The following is a 16,475-nucleotide window of genomic DNA, read 5'->3' on the forward strand; positions in this document are numbered from 1 at the left end:
GGAGCCGCCAGTGGCGGCCGATATGACCGCACACGCATTCCGGGCGCTCTACGATCGCCTCCGGAGCCGGGCGGCGGCGCAGCCGGCGGTGGACGGCCGGTGCGGCGCACTCGGCCGTCTGACCCCCGAGCGGGTGGCAGCGGCCGCCGCGGAGGTCCGCCTCGGACGTACGGTGTCGCTGGCCGCTCCGGTCGAGACCGTGCCCGGCCCCGACGACCCCGAGCCCGCGGTGCACCGGATGACCGGGCCCGCTCCGGACGACCTCGACGCGGGCGGGCTGCACTTCGCCACCGACCGCTTCGCCATGAACGTGCACGGGGACGCGGACAGCCATCTCGACGCGCTCTGCCACGTGGTGCTCGACGGGGAGCTGTACGGCGGGGTGCCCGCGAGCACCGTGACGCCCGAGGGTGCCCGTGCGCTCTCCGTGGACCTGGTCGCGGACGGGATCGTCGGCCGGGGCGTCCTGCTGGACATCCCACGGCTGCGTGGCGTGCCCTGGCTGGAACCGGGCGACCATGTGACCGCGGCCGACCTGATGGCAGCCGAGGCCGCGCAGGGGGTCCGCGTCGGACCGGGAGACCTGCTGTTCGTCAGGACGGGACATCGCCTTCGGCGCACCGAACTCGGGCCGTGGAACGCGGCCACGGCGCGGACCGGCCTGCACCCGACCGCCGTGGAGTTCCTGGCCGAGCGCGAGGTCTCGGTCCTGGGCGGAGACGGCAACAACGACACCGCGCCCAGCGCGGTGCAGGGCGTCTCCTTCCCCGTGCATGTCCTGGCCATCCATGCCATGGGCATCCATCTGATGGACTACCTGCAGTTCGAGGACCTGGTCCCCGTCTGCGTGCGGGCGGGGCGATGGAGTTTCCTGTGTGCGGTCGCCCCACTGCGGCTGCCGGGAGCCACTGGCTCGCCGGTGAATCCGATCGCGGTGCTGTGACCGCCGGGGCCGTTCGGCGACCGCTCCTCCGGTCGCCGTCCAGGCGGAGGGCGGATACGTTCGAACGAATGGGACGCTCGGCCCCGCACAGCGGGGGAGAAGCCCGACGCCGGTTCAGGGCCATGATCACAAGGACGGTGGTCTCGTGGGCGACGCCCCTCATTACGACGTCGTCATCATCGGTACGGGCGCCGGCGGCGGCACCCTCGCGCATCGGCTCGCCCCGTCCGGCAAACGTGTCCTTCTCGTCGAACGCGGCGGCTACCTGCCGCGCGAGCGGGACAACTGGGACTCGACGGCCGTCTTCGTCAAGGGCAAGTACCGGGCCCCGGAGTTCTGGCTGGACAAGAACGGCGACGAGTTCCCGCCCGAGGTCAACTACTACGTCGGCGGGAACACGAAGTTCTACGGCGCCGCCCTGTTCCGACTGCGGCCCGAGGACTTCGGCGAGCTCCGCCACCACGGCGGCCTCTCCCCCGCCTGGCCGATCCGCTACGAGGACCTGGAGCCGTACTACACACAGGCCGAACACCTCTACCTCGTCCACGGACGGCACGGCGAGGACCCCGGCGAGGGGCCGGTGAGCGCGCAGTACGCCCATCCGCCCGTGGAGCACGAGCCGCGCATCCAGCGGCTGAGCGACGACCTGGAGAGGCGTGGCCTGCACCCGTTCCACCTGCCGATCGGCGTCGATCTGAGCCAGGAGAACGGGGGTCGGCCCACCCACTCCAGCGTCTGCATCCGGTGCGACCGGGTCGACGGCTTTCCGTGCCTGGTCCGCGGCAAGTCCGACGCCGAGGTGATCTGCGTCGAGCCGGCTCTGGCACACCCCAACGTCGAGATGGTCACGCACACGAAGGTGGTGCGCCTGGAAACCGATGGCCGTGGGCGCAGTGTCAGCGCGGTCGTCGGTCGGCTTCCCGACGGCTCGGAGGTCCGCTACACGGCGGATGTGGTGGTCGTGTCCTGTGGGGCCGTCAACTCCGCGGCGCTGTTGCTGGCCTCGGCGAACGAGCACCATCCCCACGGTCTCGCGAACAGCTCCGGCGTGGTCGGGCGGTTCTACATGCGACACAACAACCTGGCGCTGATGGCGGTGTCGAAGGAACCCAACGACACCCGGTTCCAGAAGACCCTGGCCCTGCACGACTGGTACCTCGGCGCGGACGACTGGGACTTCCCGCTGGGCGGCATCCAGATGCTGGGCAAGTCGGACGCCGAGCAGATCCACGGCGAGGCGCCGCGGTGGGCGGGTGCGGTCACACCGGACATGCCGTTCGAGGTCCTTGCCCACCATGCCGTCGACTTCTGGTTGTGCGGTGAGGATCTGCCGCTGCCCGACAACCGGGTCACCCTCGACGGCGACGGCCGCATCCACCTCGCTCTCGACGAGAAGAACAACGTCGAATCCCTGAAGCGGCTGAGGCGCAAGCTGCAGGGGATGCTCGGTCATCTGGGCATGCACGAGGACCACCTGCTGTCCCGCAGCATCTATCTGCACAAGGGCATGCCGATCGGTGCGACCGCTCACCAGGCGGGCACCGTACGCTTCGGCGCGGACCCGGCCGCGTCCGCGCTGGACGTCGATTGCAAGGCCCACGACCTCGACAACCTCTACGTCGTCGACACGAGCTTCTTCCCGAGCATCGGCGCGGTCAATCCGTCGTTGACGGCCATCGCCAACGCCCTGCGGGTCGGCGACCACCTTCTGGAGCGGCTGGGCTGAGCCCCGGGCGCACTGGACCGATCGGACGAAGATGTTCGGCCCAACGGCTCAACAGCCGTTCTCCCTGCGTGCCGACCACCACGGCCGGTGATTGCGTGACCTCCGTCGCCCGCCCGGGCAACAGCCCGGCGGGACACGGCCACGCAGCGAGGAGGCAGGGCGTCATGGGTTCGACCATGGAGGAAGCACCGCGAGGTGTGATCCCCGCACGTCTGCTGCAGGGCCAGAAGGCACTCGTCACCGGCGCGAATTCGGGCATCGGCAAGGCCACGGCGATCGGCCTGGGCCGCGCCGGCGCCGACGTGGTCGTCAACTACGTCGCGGACCGCGAGGCCGCCGAGAGGGTCGTCGAGGAGATCGCCTCGTTCGGGGTGCGCGCGGCGGCCATCGAGGCCGACGTGTCCGAGGAGAGCCAGGTCACGGCGATGACGGACCGGATGGTCGAGGAGTTCGGGACCATCGACATCCTGGTCGCCAACGCGGGGTTGCAGCGGGACGCCGGGTTCACCGACATGACCCTCGCCCAGTGGCAGAAGGTCATCGACGTCAATCTCACCGGACAGTTCCTGTGCGCCAGGGAGGCGGTCAAGGAGTTCCGGCGCCGTGGCGTGGTCCCCGAGGTGTCCCGCGCCGCGGGGAAGATCGTCTGCATGAGTTCGGTGCACCAGATCATCCCCTGGGCGGGCCACGTCAACTACGCGTCCTCCAAGGGCGGTGTGCAGATGATGATGCAGACCCTGGCCCAAGAGCTCGCACCGGAGAAGATCCGGGTGAACGCGGTCGCCCCGGGGGCGATCAAGACTCCGATCAACCGCGACGCCTGGGAGACGCCCGAGGCGCGGGAGGACCTCCTGAAGCTCATCCCGTACGACCGGATCGGCGACCCCGAGGACATCGCCCACGCCGTGGTCGCACTCGCCTCCGACCTCATGGACTACGTGGTGGGAACCACCCTGTACGTCGACGGCGGCATGACGCTCTTCCCGGGATTCGCCACCGGCGGGTGATCCTCTCCCGGACGGCCACGACCAGCGAAGGCGGGTATGTCCACCTCGTTCCACCTGCTGACGGATACCCCGGCCCAACTCCTGCCGGCCCGGGAACTCATGGCCTTCACGCTGGCGTCCCACATCATCCTGGTTCCCCTCGGCGTGGCTTTCCCCTTCATCACGTTGGTCATGCACTACCGCGGCCTGCGCCGCAAGGACGACGTCGCCCTGCTCCTGGCGCGGCGCTGGTCGGCCGTCATGGCGGTGCAGTTCGCGCTCGGCATCGTCACCGGCACGGTGCTCTCCTTCGAGTTCGGCCTGCTCTGGCCGGGACTGATGGGCAGATGGGGTGACGTCTTCGGCATCGGATTCGGTGTCGAGGCCTGGGCGTTCTTCCTGGAGGCCGTGCTCATCGCCATCTATCTGTACGGATGGCGGCGGTTGAAGCCCCGGACGCACTTCCTGCTCGGGCTTCCCCTGCCGGCCGCCGCGCTCCTCGGGGCGTTCGGCATCCTGGCCGCCAACTCCTGGATGAACACACCGCAGGGCTTCACCCTGGACTCCGACGGCGACCCGGTCGACGTGAACGTCTGGAAAGCGATCTTCACCCCGATGTTCGGGCCCCAGTACTGGCACTTCGTCGTGGCGATGATCATCACCGCGGGTTTCGTGGTGGCGGGCGTCTACGCCGTGGGCTGGCTGCGCGGCCGCCGGGACCACTACCACCGGCTCGGATTCGCCGTTCCGTTCACCATCGCCGCGGTGGCCACGCCGGTGCAGTTCGTCCTGGGCGACTCCATCGCCCGCTCGGTGTTCCACAAGCAGCCGGTGAAGTTCGCGGCGCTGGAGATCGTCTGGGAGACCGACACCCGGGTGCCGGAGTACCTCTTCGGACGCCTGCAGGAGGACGGGACCGTCAAGGGCGGCATCAAGATCCCCCTGCTCGACTCCGTCCTGGCCGGCTTCAGTCCGGACACCAAGGTGGTGGGACTGACCTCCGTCCCGGCGGACCAGCGCCCCACGGCCACCCAGGCGACCATCGCCCACTGGGCCTTCGACCTCATGGTCGTGATCGGCTCCGTACTGGTGCTGCTCGCCCTCTGGTACGGGCTGGTCTGGCTGCGGCACCGCCGGCTTCCCGCCTCGAAGTGGTTCTACCGCTCGGCGGCCTGCGCGGGCGTCGCCTCCGTCGTGGCCGTCGAGTGCGGCTGGATCGCCACCGAGGTGGGACGCCAGCCCTGGATCGTCTACCAGAACATGCGGGTCGCCGAGGCGGTGACCTCGACCCGCTCCACCACCCTGTGGATCATGCTCGCCGTGGTGATGGCGGTGTACGTGTTCCTCTTCGGCTCGTTCCTCGTCATCCTGCTCAAGATGCGCACGCGCTGGCGGCTCGCCGACGAGCAGCGGTCCGCGGGAGGTGCGATCCACGCGCCGGAGGCCGACACCCCCTACGGGCCACGGGAGCCCCTCCCCGCGGGCGACGCCCCCGCCGGCGGAGGAGACCGAGCAGGGGACGGTCGCCCATGACCGCCGACCTCATCGCCGTGGTGCTGCTGCTCGCCGTGGCCGCGTACGCCTGCGGGGGCGGCACGGACTACGGGGCCGGCTTCTGGGATCTGACCGCCGGGGGCACGGAACGCGGCAGGCGGCCCCGATGGCTCATCGACCATGCCATGGCGCCCGTCTGGGAGGTCAACAACGTCTGGCTGATCTTCGTCCTCGTCATCATGTGGACCGGCTTCCCCATCGTGTTCCAGACGGTCTTCTCCGCGCTGTGGCTCCCGCTGGCGCTGGCCGCCATGGGCATGGTCCTGCGTGGCGCAGGCTTCGCGTTCCGAAAGCCCTCCCGGCGGCTCGCAGGCCGGCGGCTGTACGGTGCCGTGTTCGCCGTGGCCTCGGTCGTCACGCCGTTCTTCCTCGGGGCCGCCGTCGGCGGCGTCGCGTCGGGTCGGGCGTCGCCCGGCACGAAGGCTTCGGCGGACGCCTGGGCCAACCCCACCTCCGTGGTGTTCGGGCTGGTCGCCATCGCGACCACGGCCTTCCTCGGCGCGGTGTTCCTCACGGGGGACGCCCGTCGGTTCGACGCCCCCGATCTGGTCGGCTACTTCCGGCTGCGGGCGCTGAGTGCCCTCGCCGTGCTCACCGTCCTGGCCGTGATCACCGGGTTCGTCACCCATGAGGACTCCCCGCACATCTGGCAGGGACTCACCCACGGCCTGGGGCTGCTCTTCGTCGTCCTGGCCGGGGTGGCCGCGCTCGCGACGGCCTGGCTGCTCCTGCGGACGCCGAGTGCGTGGCTGCGCGTCGCGGCGGTGGGGGTCGTCGCCTCCGCCGTCATCGCCTGGGGCATGGCCCAGCGCCCCTACCTGGTCCCCACGTCGCTGACGGTGGCCGACGCGGCGGGCGCACCGGCCACGCTGACGTGGCTGGCGATCGTCACCCTGGTGGCCCTGGTGCTCGTCATGCCGGCCGTCTTCCTCCTCTACTGGCTGGACAGTCACGGTGAGCTGGAGGAGCTCACCGACGCCGAGCTGCGGAGGAGGAACGGTCCCGACGCCGACGGGGTGGCACCGGGCGGCTGATCGCCCGGACCCATGCCGGCCCTCCCCCTCGCGCCCGGACTCCGACGAAGGAAGCCGCTGTGACCGACGACGAGGTCCTTCTCGGACTCGCCCTGACGCTGGTGCTCGCCACCAGCTCGCAGATCCTGGCGAGCAGGCTGCGCGTCCCGGCCCTGATCATCCTGCTGCCCGTCGGCTTCGCCGCCGGCGCGATCACGGATGTGATCCATCCGGACAGGCTGATGGGGTCGGCCTTCTCCGCCCTCGTGTCGCTCTCCGTCGCGGTGATCCTCTACGACGCCGGCCTGGGACTGAACCTGCGCATGCTCACCGGCCGCACCCGGGCGATCGTGGGACGCCTGCTCGTGTACGGAGTGCTGCTCACGTTCCTGGTCACCGCGACGGTGGCACCGGCGATGTTCGACATGCCGCTGCGTGTGGCCGGGATGCTCGGCGTGATCCTCGTCGTCTCGGGTCCCACCGTCGTGGGTCCGCTGCTCGACTTCGTACGGCCGACCGACAAGGTGCGCCGCATCCTGATCTGGGAGGGGACGCTGACCGACCCGATCGGCGGCATCCTCGGCGCGCTCACCTTCCACGCCATCGCCACGACGCATCAGGTCGACATCGGGCGTGGGTACCAGCTGGGCCAGTTCGCCATCAGCCTGGCCGTCGGGCTGGTCGGCGGGGCCTTGGGAACGGCGCTGCTCTGGTTCACCCTGCGGACCCTCCGGCTCGGCGAGACCCTCGGCACGCTCGCCCAACTCGCCACCGTGATCGCCGTGTCGGCGGGCTGCGACATCGTGCGGGACGACACGGGGCTCATCGCCGCGATCGTCACGGGACTGGCCGTCGCGAACATCCGCGGCTTCGACATGCCCGCCCGGCGCCCCTTCTTCGAGACCCTGGTCCAGCTGATCATCGGTCTGCTGTTCGTCTCCATCTCCTCCACCGTCACCCCGGCGTCCCTGGTACCGGTGCTGCTTCCCTCGCTCGCCCTCATCTCGATCCTCGTCCTGGTGGTGCGGCCGCTCGTGGCCTACGCCGCGACGGCGCGCTCGGGTCTGAACCGAGGGGAGCGGGCCTTCGTCGGATGGATGGACCCACGCGGCATCGTCGCGGCGGCCACGGCATCGGCCTTCTCCGCCAGTCTGGTCGAGAAGGGGATCAGCGGGGCCGGGAAGATCCTTCCCGTCACGTTTCTGGTGATCGTGGGAACCGTCCTGCTGTACTCGCTCACGGCGGCCCCCATGGCCGGACGGCTCGGCGTCGTCAAGCCGGCGGGCACGCGCATCCTCCTGGTGGGCGGGGAGCCGTGGGTGGTCGACCTGGGGCGGGCCCTGCGGTCCGCGGGACTGGACGTGCTGATGTGGGCGGGACTCGACGAGCAGCGCGAGCGCATCAAGGAAGCGGGGATCAACCTGGCCAAGGGCGATCTGCTGGCCACGGCCATCAACCCCGGGGCGCGGCTGGAGGGAGTGACGTCCGTGTTCCTGGCCACGGACGACGACGACTTCAACGCGCTCGCCTCGGTCGTGATGCAGGACAACGTCGAGGGGCCCGTCTACCGCGTCGGACCGCCGCACGACAGCCACGGAGTGGTCGCTCCGTACACCGGCGGCGACATCCTCTTCGGCCGTTCCCTCGTCCGCCGTGTCCTGGCGGAGCGCTACGAGCGGGGCGCCCGGTTCGTGGTGCAGCCCGCCTCCGCCCCGCTGCCGCCCGCATACGACACGCTCTTCGTGGTGCGGGCCGACCAGCGGCTGGAACCGGTCACCGAAAGGCAGGAGACGGTGCCGCGGGAGGGCGACACCGTCGTCCTCCTCGGTTCCGTCCCCACGCCCGGCGAGTGATGCCACCGGGCTACGAGCGGCTATGTCCCGCCGCTGTGGGCGCCGTTGAGCCGGGCGTCCAGCGTGATCGCCGCGTCGATCAGCGCCAGGTGCGTGAAAGCCTGCGGGAAGTTGCCCAACTGCCGTCCCGTCAGGCCGATCTCCTCGGAGTACAGGCCCAGGTGGTTGGCGTAGGTGAGCATCTTCTCCAGCACCAGCCTTGCCATGTCGGTGCGCCCGGCGCGCGCCAGGGCGTCGACGTACATGAACGTGCACAGGGAGAACGTTCCCTCGGAGCCGCGCAGTCCGTCGGGTGACGCCTCGGGGTTGTAGCGGTAGACCAGACTGTCGCTGACCAGCTCGCGCTCCATCGCGTCCAAGGTGGACTTCCACGTCGGATCGTCCGGCGTGATGAAGCCGACGGTCGGCATGCGCAGCAGGGACGAGTCGAGGACGTCGTCGCCGTAGTGCTGCACGAAAGCCTGCTTCCCGGGGTCCCATCCCCGGCTGAGGACCTGCGCGTAGATGTCGTCACGCGCCTCCACCCAGCGGCCACCCGCCGCCGGGCGGCCGTCGTCGTAGGCGATCCGCAGGGCACGGTCGAAGGCCACCCAGGACATCACGCGGCCGTACGTGAAGTCCTTCCGGCCACCACGGGTCTCCCACAGCCCTTCTCCGGGCTGATCCCAGTGGTCGACGAGCCAGTCGAGCAGAGTGTGCAGCGCCTTCCAGCCCCCGTTGTCGAGATGCATGCCGTGCTGGTGCGCGAAGTAGATGCTGTCGAGCGCCTCACCGTAGATGTCCAGCTGCAGCTGACTCGCCGCTCCGTTGCCGATGCGTACCGGGGCGGAGCCGCAGTACCCCTCCCAGTGTTCCAGGGTCTCCTCGACCAGGTCGGACGTGCCGTCGACGCGGTACATGATGTTCAGCGGTCCGGTGCCGTCCGCGTCCGCTTCGCCGGCCTTCTCCTTGACGCGGTCGTGCAGCCAGCTGATGAACGCCCTCGCCTCTTCCCTGAAGCCCAGACCCAGCAGGGCGTACACCGAGAACGAGGCGTCACGGATCCAGGTGAACCGGTAGTCCCAGTTGCGCTCTCCACCCAGTTGCTCGGGCAGACCCGTCGTGGGCGCGGCCACCAGGGCGCCGGTCGGGGCGTAGGTCATGAGCTTCAGCGCCACCGCCGAGCGTTCCACCGCCTCGCGCCAACGGCCCGAGTACGTGGACTGGCCCAGCCACGTGCGCCAGAAACGGACCGTCTCGCCGAAGAGCTGCTCGAACTCCGACACACGGACCTCGTGCGGTGGCCCGCCGGGGGACGACTCCAGGATCATGCCGCGCTGCTGTCCCGCCTGCAGGGCCAGAGTGAAACGGAGGTCCGTGTCACCCGAGAGGGCGGTCAGCAGCCGGTCGTCCTGCGGCTCACGAACGGCGTGGACGGCGAGGTCCATCTCCTCCGAGGTGAACAGGGCCCCGTGCTCCGTGATGTGCAGCTCGTGCGGCTTGCGACCGTAGTCGAAGCGCGGAGCGATCTCCCCTTCGAACGTCATGCTGCCGCGGACACAGCGCAGCATGCGGACGAGGCGGTGCCGGTCCGTCACCGTCGTGCCGGTCACCGGCATGAAGTCGACCACCTCGCCCGCCCCGGCCTCGGTCATGAAGCGTGTCACCAGAACGGCGGTGTCCGGGTGGTAGAGCTGCCTGGTCGTGTAGCTCTCGGCGATCGGTCTGATCGTGAAGTGGCCGCCTTTGCGCCGGTCGAGCAGGGCGCCGAAGACGCTGGGCGAATCGAAGCGCGGACAGCAGAACCAGTCGATCGTCGCATCGGTGGTCACCAGGGCCGCGGTCTGCAGATCACCGATCAGGCCGTGGTTCTCGATCAGGGGGTAGCCGTCCATCTTGAGCCCCTTTCGGCCCCGGTGGACAACGCTCGGGCACCGTTACGCGGCGCCCGAGGTCATCACGCGCCCTTCGGCCAGCTTAGGCCGATGGTGTCGTCCCGTCCTGGCGAGTGAGTCGCACCGGGCGCCGCTGGGAGGACTGCCGCTGCGCGGAGAACGGCTCCACCGTGGGGTGGCAGCGCTCCCGCCGAGGGAGCCCGCGGTGTCGTGTGCCCCATGGGCATCGGACCGGCGGGCGGTACTCCTCGTAGCCATCGCCTTCGCCGTCGGAACATGGCTGTGCGAGAAGCACAGTGCGGGGGCATCGAGGACGGGACCACGGCTGCGGTGTCAGTCCGCTGACGTATCGTTCCCGCCACCGCACACCGACTGGGAGGACCAAGAGAATTGACCGGCCTGTCTGCTTTCCCGCTGCCTTTTCACGCATCCCGTTCCGTATCGTTCGCGACGCCCCGGACGCTGCGGGAACTCGAGATGATGCAGTGCAGCTCACACATTCGGGCGAAGCCGGGATGGTTCGACAAGATGAACGACGCCGACGTCGTCGCCCGGTGGACGCGAGAAGCGGTCGCCCAGGGCCTCACCGAAGCCCAGGTTCGCTACGTGCTTGCCGAACTCGCGCATTACGCCGCGCTGCGGGACGGACGAACCGGCGTCGAGGTGTCCGCCGTCGACGGGGTGTGGCAGTCGGACACCCTGGTCGACGACAAGCTCCGGTCCCGGCTGCGCGAGGCGGTTCAGGTGCTGGAACAGGTCCCCGAAGCGGAGAAGGACTGGCACCCCGGATCGGACGGCCAGGTACTGGATCTGGTTCATCCGTCACTGTTCTGCCTGGTGAGAGAGGTGAGCGGCTCGCCCGAGCGGGCTTGGCAGAATCCGACGGACCGGTATTCGAGGTACGAGTTCTCGGAGAAGTTCCAGTGGCTGCCCACGGACGTCGACGTCAGTGACGACGGCGATGTCACGTTCCGTTCGTACGTCAACAACGTCCACCCCGAGGCTCACCACGAGCTGGCCTCCGTCCTCCCGGACGTGTTCGCGCGTATGCGCCCGCTGCTGGAGAACGTGCTCACCGATCTGCGCCATCCGCGGCCCCTGCGCATCGAGGCCGATCCTTACGGGTGGTACGACTCGGAGCCGGAGTACCCGAGCAGGTCCTCCTACAGCGATGACGAGGCCTACGCGGAAGCCCGCCGTGCGTGGGAACGGGCCCAGGACGACTGGTGGGAGAACCGCCGCCCGGTCGTCCCGGACGCCCCGGCCTTCACCCCGCCCGAGGTGCCCGATGCATCCGCCCGGGTCGATCTGCGCGGCCGCAGTCTGCAGGTCATCGTCAAGCTCGCCACCATTCATCTCACCCCGGACAAGCCGGAGTACACGGGCGGCTCCTGGCACGTCGAGGGGATGCTGAACGAGCGGATCGTCTCGACCGGCATCTACTACTGGGACAGCGAGAACATCACCGAGAGCCGGCTGAGCTTCCGGGCGGCTCTCGACGACCCGGACTACGAACAGAACGACGACAACGGTCTGCGCGAGGTCTACGGCCTGGAGGACGAGGACGCGCTGAACCAGATGCTGGGATCGGCATCGACGCCGGCGGGCCGGTGCCTGGCGTTCCCGAACATCCTGCAACACCGTGTCGGCTCATTCCGCCTCACGGACACCACCCGCCCGGGCCATCGCAAGATTCTCGCGTTCTTCCTGGTCGACCCGTCGGAGAAGATCGTCTCCACATCCGATGTCGCCCCGCAGCAACCATGGTCCGACACGTCGACCATGACGCTCGAACAGGCGAAGAACCACCGCGAACAACTCATGCAGGAACGCAAGTTCTTCGTCGACGAGCACAACGAGCAGCTCTACGAACGAGAGTTCTCACTCTGCGAGCACTGAAACCCAGGCCGTCGGCCGGGGCGGAGCCGGACACCCTGGGAGCGTTCGTACGCAGCCAGGGTGTCATCGGCCGATCGGCCCGGGTGTCAGGTGGGGCTGTGGGCGGTCTTGGTCGTCGTGGTGCCGTCTTCGTCCTGGGACTCCGGAGCGGCAGGCTGCTGCGGAGCGGGCGGAGTGCGGACCAGCAGTGCGACGAGCACGGCCAGGGTGCCGAGCACGGCGCCGATGCCGAATCCCCACCGGATGCCCGTGGCCAGGGCGCCGGTGCCGTCGGCGCCGTCTGCGACTGCCGTGGCGGCCTGGCCCGACATGACACTGATGACCAGGGCGGTGCCGGCGGCGGCCGCGACCTGTTGGAGCGAGCCCAGGATGGCGGAGCCGTGGGGGTAGAGGTGCGGCGGCAGCACGGACAGGCCGGAGGTGAAGACAGGGGTGAAGACGAACGCCATTCCGGCGCTCAGGGCCACGTGAAGGGCGAGCACCAGCCACGGCGAGGTCTGTTCGCCGGTGAGGGCGAACAGTCCGAGGCACAGCGCCGTGAGCGCGGCTCCGGGTACGACCAGGCGTGGTGCGCCGAGCCGGTCGTACAACTTGCCGACCTGCGGTCCGAGCAGGCCCATGGTCAGGCCGCCGGGGATGAGGAGCAGCCCGGTCTGCAGTGAGGTCAGGCCGCACACCTCCTGCAGATAGATCGGCAGCAGGATGAACGCACCCATGAGGGCCATGAAGGACAGGCACATCAGGGCGAGCGCCACCGAGAAGTGACGGAATGTCAGGGCACGCAGGTCCAGCAGCGGCGTGGACGAGCGCTGCAGTGCCAGCTGTCGCCATACGAAGAGGGCCACCAGCACGGCGCCGGCCAGGGTCATGGCCGCCGGGGGCACGGGGGCCCGGGTCGCGTCCCCGGCACCGAGCTCGCTCAGGCCGTAGACCAGGGCGCCGAAGCCCGCCGCCGCCAGCGGGACGGACGGCCAGTCGATCGGGCCCGCCTGCGGCTCGCCGATGTTGACCAGCTTGCGCCGACCGAACACCGCCATGGCTCCTGCGATGGGCAGCACGGCCAGGAACAGCAGGCGCCATGACCCCAGTTGCAGCAGCACACCGGAGACCGCGGGGCCGAGGGCGGGTGCGACGGAGATGACGAGGGTGATGTTGCCCATGACACGGCCGCGGTCGTGCGGGGGCACGAGCGTCATCAGCGTCGTCATGAGCAGCGGCATCATGACGGCGGTGCCGCTGGCCTGGACGACGCGGGCGGCCAGGAGCACGGGGAAGGCGGGCGCGGCCGCGGCCAGCGCCGTGCCGGCGAGGAACAGCGCCATGGCCAGGCCGAAGGCGGTCCGAGTCGTCACGCGCTGGAGGAACCACCCCGTCACCGGGATGACGACGGCCATGGTGAGCATGAAGGCCGTGGACAGCCACCCCGCGGCCGCCGCGGTGACCTCGAACTCGCGCATGAGCCGCGGGATCGCGTTGACCATGATCGTCTCGTTGAGGAGGACGACGAACGTGGACAGCACGAGAATCCGCAGCACGGCGGTGACGCGGGCGGGCGGGTGAGCGGGCGTTTCGTGTGGTGCGAGCATGGCGCCTTCCGTCATGTGAGTGTCCTCCGCACGTGGCAGGTCACACTGACAGACCGGGGCGCCGGGAAGAACTCATCGGTAGCCCCCGATCCTGCCGGTGCCGCCGCCGAAGCTCAAACCATTTTGCCCGCGGGGTGCACCCGACGGGCATGGCTCACAGCGCGCGGTACCGCCCCGTCTCCACTTCCGCGACGAAGCCCCCGGCCACCAACCGCTCCACGTGCTGCGTCGCCGTCCTCCGCTCCACCGGTACCACTTGCGGTCCTTCGACATGGGGGCGGTAGACCAGCCGGTGCGCGACGACCTCCTCAAGGGTCCTCGGTTCACGGAGGAAGGCCAGGAGTGTCGTGTCCCGTCGCTCGACCACGCCGGAGTACGCGTCGAGGCGACGCCTGAACTCCGCGGCTCCCTCGATGACGCCCTTCTGGTGGAACGTCCCGTACCAGCGCGCGTCGATGTCCCGGCATCGTCGCAGCGACGCCTCGAAGTCCACGAGGCTGCTGCCGACGTCGCCGTAGTACGGCCCGAACGAGGTCAGGTCGATGTCCGCGAGGAACAGGAAGCCGTCCGGCTCGACAAGGAAGCCGCTGTGCCCCGTGGTGTGGCCGGGGAGATGGACGACGGTCACGGTGCGGCCCCCACCCAGATCGAAGACATCGCCGTCCGCGCAGGCCGACGCGTCCGGACGGCCCCGCACATGGAACGCGTCCCTCATCCTCGCGTCGACCTCGTCGACGGACTCCGGCGCGAGGCCGAATCCGGCGACCATGACCGCGCGGGATCGCAGCGCCTCCAGGTCGCCGTGGTGGATGTGGACGGGAACGTCGTAGCTGCCCAGGCCGGCGATGTGGTCCTCGTGGGCGTGACTCACCAGTACCGCGTCGGCCGGTGGAGCGTCCGCGACCAGCGACAGCGACGGGTCGATGACCACCGACGCCGTCGGACCCCTGACGAGCAGCGAGTTCCCGTGGGGATAGGTGCCGCGATCGGCGCCGACGAGAACGGTGACGCCCCCGTACTCAGCGGTGGTACGCCCCATGGTCCGCACCTCCCGCCTCCGAAGCCCGCACGGATTTCCGCCGCGCCGATGATCTCGTGCTACCCAGCCATCCGAGGAGGAATGCCGCCGGGACCGACACCAGGCCCGGGGTGTGGAACGCGTACCAGTCGAAGCTCAGTTCGGGCCAGAGCGCGTACGCGGTCCCCGAGACCGTGGGCGAGAACACCGTGAGCAGGGTGCAGAGGAAGAGCCCCCCGTACACGGACCAGAGCAGCCCCTGACGGTCGAACGCCGGCCAGTAGAAGGTGTAGATCAGCACGGGGAAGACGCATGTCGCCGCCACGCTCAGGGAGAAGGTGAACAGGAACTCGACGGGATGGCGATGCACGGCGGCCGACAGCGACAGGCCGCCGACGCACAGGATGCCGACGACCAGCCGCACGGCCGAGAGCGCACCGGTGTCGGTGAGCGGGCGCCTGACCCGGGCGAGGACGTCGTCGACGACGGAGACCGCGGCGGCGAAGGTCACGCTGGCCACGGCCGTCAGCACGGCGAGGAAGGCGACGCACGCCACGACGGTGATGAGCACGACGCGTCCCGCCGACTCGTGACCGAGCACGCGCGAGGCGAGCAGGATCGGTGCCGCCTGTCCATTGGCGTCGACCGCGCCGATCTCCTCGCTGCCGACGACGGCGGCCGCCGCGAATCCGGTAGTGATCAGGAGGAGGAAGAAGACGCCGGTAAGACCCGCGGCGATGCTCATGGACCGGCGTGCCGACCGCCCGCTCCGCGACGCCGCGACACGGAGGATCAGATGGGGCATGGTCGCCGTGCCGAGCGTCACGACGATGAAGTCGCTGATCGTGTTCAGCGGGCCGAGGCCGGCCGTGTGCGCCCAGAGCCCCGGGCTCAGATACCCGTCCGGCGCCATGCTCCGCTCCACCGCGGTCGAGACCAGCTCGCCGGGGTCCCACGAGAACTTCCTCAGGGCGAGCAGGGTGACCACCGCGAGCGTCACCAAGGTGACGGGCACCTTGACGACCTGCACGAAGCCGGCGCCCCTCAGGTCCGCCACCGCTGCGAAGAAGGCGACGAGGCAGCCCATCAACACCGTGCAGGCCACCTGTGCCTGATGGCTCGACAGACCGATCAACAGCGCCGCACTGATGCCGGCGGCCCGCAGGAGGACCATGAGCAGCGGAATCGTGATGACCAGCGTGACCACGACGCCCGCCGCACGCGGTCCCGGTTCCGACGCGCGCAGGGAGAAGAGGCCACCGAGCGTGAAGCAACCGGTGTCGCGAATCTTCCGGGCGAGCAGGAGCAGTACCCCGAGAGCGATGACGCTGGTCACGACCGTGGCGAACCCGTCGTAGCCGAAGAGGGCGACCGCCCCGGAGGCCGCGAACAGGGTCAGGACCGTGATGTGCTCGCCGGCCATGGCGAAGCCGTTGAAGACCGGCGAGAGTGACCGCTCGGCGGTGTAGAGCTGTTCGGGGCGGTCGTCCTGAGTGGCGAGGGTCAGGACCCACAGCAGGCACAGGCCGATGAAGAGCAGAAACGCGGTGATCACGGGACCTCTGGCGGCGGAGCCGACCGGGTCGAGCGCGTCCGAGCTCAGCAGTGTCAGGCGCATCGGCTCACCACCCGGCCTCGGACGCGCGAGACGCGGTCGAGCCACCGGCCGCCGGCGGGCCCGAGGGCAGGGGCCGTTCGTCGGAGCCGCTCAGCCGTGTGGACCGGTCCTCGAACCACCAGGCGCTCGCGACGAAGAGGCCGAGTTGCAGGAAACCCCAGACGAGGCCGAGCGAGAGCCGACCGTACACGGCGACCCCGCCGAGCGCGGTGGCGCAGGACAGTACGAGGCCGATGGCCAGGGGCACCGCGTTGACGGCCAGGAAGGTCCGTCGGACACGTTGCACGGTGTCACGGGGGCCGATTCCGCCGCGTCGCGGCGCGGGCGGACGACCGGGTGGGGCCGAGATGAAGGGCGAGGACACGGAAACCTCCGGACAGAGGGATGTGAAGTGGGTGCGGCGGC

At 69.8% G+C, this 16,475-nt stretch carries 12 protein-coding genes; 7 read left to right on the forward strand and 5 right to left on the reverse strand.

Annotation, left to right across the window (positions count from 1 at the left end; all coding sequences use genetic code 11):
- Window positions 1-22: 22 nt before the first annotated feature.
- The 6 genes from ACFQ7Q_RS15550 to ACFQ7Q_RS15575 all read left to right on the forward strand — a co-directional run bounded on the left by ACFQ7Q_RS15550 (window position 23) and on the right by ACFQ7Q_RS15575 (window position 8,075).
- The gene (locus tag ACFQ7Q_RS15550; RefSeq protein ID WP_383554668.1) at window positions 23-943 is read left to right on the forward strand and encodes a cyclase family protein; all 921 of its coding nucleotides are present in this window, start codon (window positions 23-25) and stop codon (window positions 941-943) included.
- Window positions 944-1,088: 145 nt separating this feature from the next.
- Window positions 1,089-2,669, forward strand: coding sequence for a GMC oxidoreductase (locus ACFQ7Q_RS15555; protein ID WP_383554670.1), 1,581 nt, complete (start codon window positions 1,089-1,091; stop codon window positions 2,667-2,669).
- 164 nt (window positions 2,670-2,833) lie between these two features.
- On the forward strand, window positions 2,834-3,676 hold the full coding sequence (locus ACFQ7Q_RS15560) for an SDR family oxidoreductase (protein WP_383554673.1): 843 nt from the start codon (window positions 2,834-2,836) through the stop codon (window positions 3,674-3,676).
- A gap of 36 nt (window positions 3,677-3,712) precedes the next feature.
- The gene (locus ACFQ7Q_RS15565; protein WP_383554676.1) at window positions 3,713-5,188 is read left to right on the forward strand and encodes a cytochrome ubiquinol oxidase subunit I; all 1,476 of its coding nucleotides are present in this window, start codon (window positions 3,713-3,715) and stop codon (window positions 5,186-5,188) included.
- Window positions 5,185-6,243, forward strand: coding sequence for a cytochrome d ubiquinol oxidase subunit II (locus ACFQ7Q_RS15570; protein WP_383554678.1), 1,059 nt, complete (start codon window positions 5,185-5,187; stop codon window positions 6,241-6,243). The genes ACFQ7Q_RS15565 and ACFQ7Q_RS15570 overlap by 4 nt, the downstream gene beginning before the upstream one ends.
- A 59-nt stretch (window positions 6,244-6,302) precedes the next feature.
- On the forward strand, window positions 6,303-8,075 hold the full coding sequence (locus ACFQ7Q_RS15575) for a cation:proton antiporter (protein ID WP_383554681.1): 1,773 nt from the start codon (window positions 6,303-6,305) through the stop codon (window positions 8,073-8,075).
- 20 nt (window positions 8,076-8,095) lie between these two features.
- On the opposite strand, the gene ACFQ7Q_RS15580 is transcribed toward ACFQ7Q_RS15575, so the two are convergent.
- On the reverse strand, window positions 8,096-9,949 hold the full coding sequence (locus ACFQ7Q_RS15580) for a glycoside hydrolase family 15 protein (protein WP_383554684.1): 1,854 nt from the start codon (window positions 9,947-9,949) through the stop codon (window positions 8,096-8,098).
- A 390-nt stretch (window positions 9,950-10,339) separates the two neighbouring features.
- Here ACFQ7Q_RS15580 and ACFQ7Q_RS15585 point away from each other — a divergent pair, with 390 nt between their 5' ends.
- Window positions 10,340-11,848 (forward strand): DUF4246 domain-containing protein, encoded by a 1,509-nt coding sequence (locus ACFQ7Q_RS15585; protein ID WP_383554687.1) that lies wholly within the window; start codon window positions 10,340-10,342, stop codon window positions 11,846-11,848.
- 86 nt (window positions 11,849-11,934) lie between these two features.
- On the opposite strand, the gene ACFQ7Q_RS15590 is transcribed toward ACFQ7Q_RS15585, so the two are convergent.
- The 4 genes from ACFQ7Q_RS15590 to ACFQ7Q_RS15605 all read right to left on the reverse strand — a co-directional run bounded on the left by ACFQ7Q_RS15590 (window position 11,935) and on the right by ACFQ7Q_RS15605 (window position 16,356).
- Window positions 11,935-13,449: a DHA2 family efflux MFS transporter permease subunit gene (locus ACFQ7Q_RS15590; RefSeq protein WP_383554690.1), complete on the reverse strand. Its 1,515-nt coding sequence runs from the start codon at window positions 13,447-13,449 to the stop codon at window positions 11,935-11,937.
- Between the two features lie 139 nt (window positions 13,450-13,588).
- Window positions 13,589-14,473, reverse strand: coding sequence for an MBL fold metallo-hydrolase (locus ACFQ7Q_RS15595; RefSeq protein ID WP_383554693.1), 885 nt, complete (start codon window positions 14,471-14,473; stop codon window positions 13,589-13,591).
- A complete protein-coding gene (locus tag ACFQ7Q_RS15600; RefSeq protein WP_383554695.1) occupies window positions 14,454-16,070 on the reverse strand; it encodes a transporter in 1,617 nt (538 codons plus the stop codon). The genes ACFQ7Q_RS15595 and ACFQ7Q_RS15600 overlap by 20 nt, the downstream gene beginning before the upstream one ends.
- A gap of 4 nt (window positions 16,071-16,074) precedes the next feature.
- Window positions 16,075-16,356: a hypothetical protein gene (locus ACFQ7Q_RS15605; RefSeq protein WP_383554698.1), complete on the reverse strand. Its 282-nt coding sequence runs from the start codon at window positions 16,354-16,356 to the stop codon at window positions 16,075-16,077.
- Window positions 16,357-16,475 lie beyond the last annotated feature (119 nt).

The organism is Streptomyces sp. NPDC056527, assembly GCF_042794475.1.
GTDB lineage: Bacteria > Actinomycetota > Actinomycetes > Streptomycetales > Streptomycetaceae > Streptomyces.

Bases quoted from the DNA above. Each gene is read 5' to 3' on its own strand.
- ACFQ7Q_RS15550 (WP_383554668.1), top strand. From the start codon at position 23: ATGACCGCACACGCATTCCGGGCGCTCTACGATCGCCTCCGGAGCCGG.
- ACFQ7Q_RS15560 (WP_383554673.1), top strand. From the start codon at position 2,834: ATGGGTTCGACCATGGAGGAAGCACCGCGAGGTGTGATCCCCGCACGT.
- ACFQ7Q_RS15565 (WP_383554676.1), top strand. From the start codon at position 3,713: ATGTCCACCTCGTTCCACCTGCTGACGGATACCCCGGCCCAACTCCTG.
- ACFQ7Q_RS15570 (WP_383554678.1), top strand. From the start codon at position 5,185: ATGACCGCCGACCTCATCGCCGTGGTGCTGCTGCTCGCCGTGGCCGCG.
- ACFQ7Q_RS15580 (WP_383554684.1), bottom strand. From the start codon at position 9,949: ATGGACGGCTACCCCCTGATCGAGAACCACGGCCTGATCGGTGATCTG.
- ACFQ7Q_RS15590 (WP_383554690.1), bottom strand. From the start codon at position 13,449: ATGACGGAAGGCGCCATGCTCGCACCACACGAAACGCCCGCTCACCCG.
- ACFQ7Q_RS15595 (WP_383554693.1), bottom strand. From the start codon at position 14,473: ATGGGGCGTACCACCGCTGAGTACGGGGGCGTCACCGTTCTCGTCGGC.
- ACFQ7Q_RS15600 (WP_383554695.1), bottom strand. From the start codon at position 16,070: ATGCGCCTGACACTGCTGAGCTCGGACGCGCTCGACCCGGTCGGCTCC.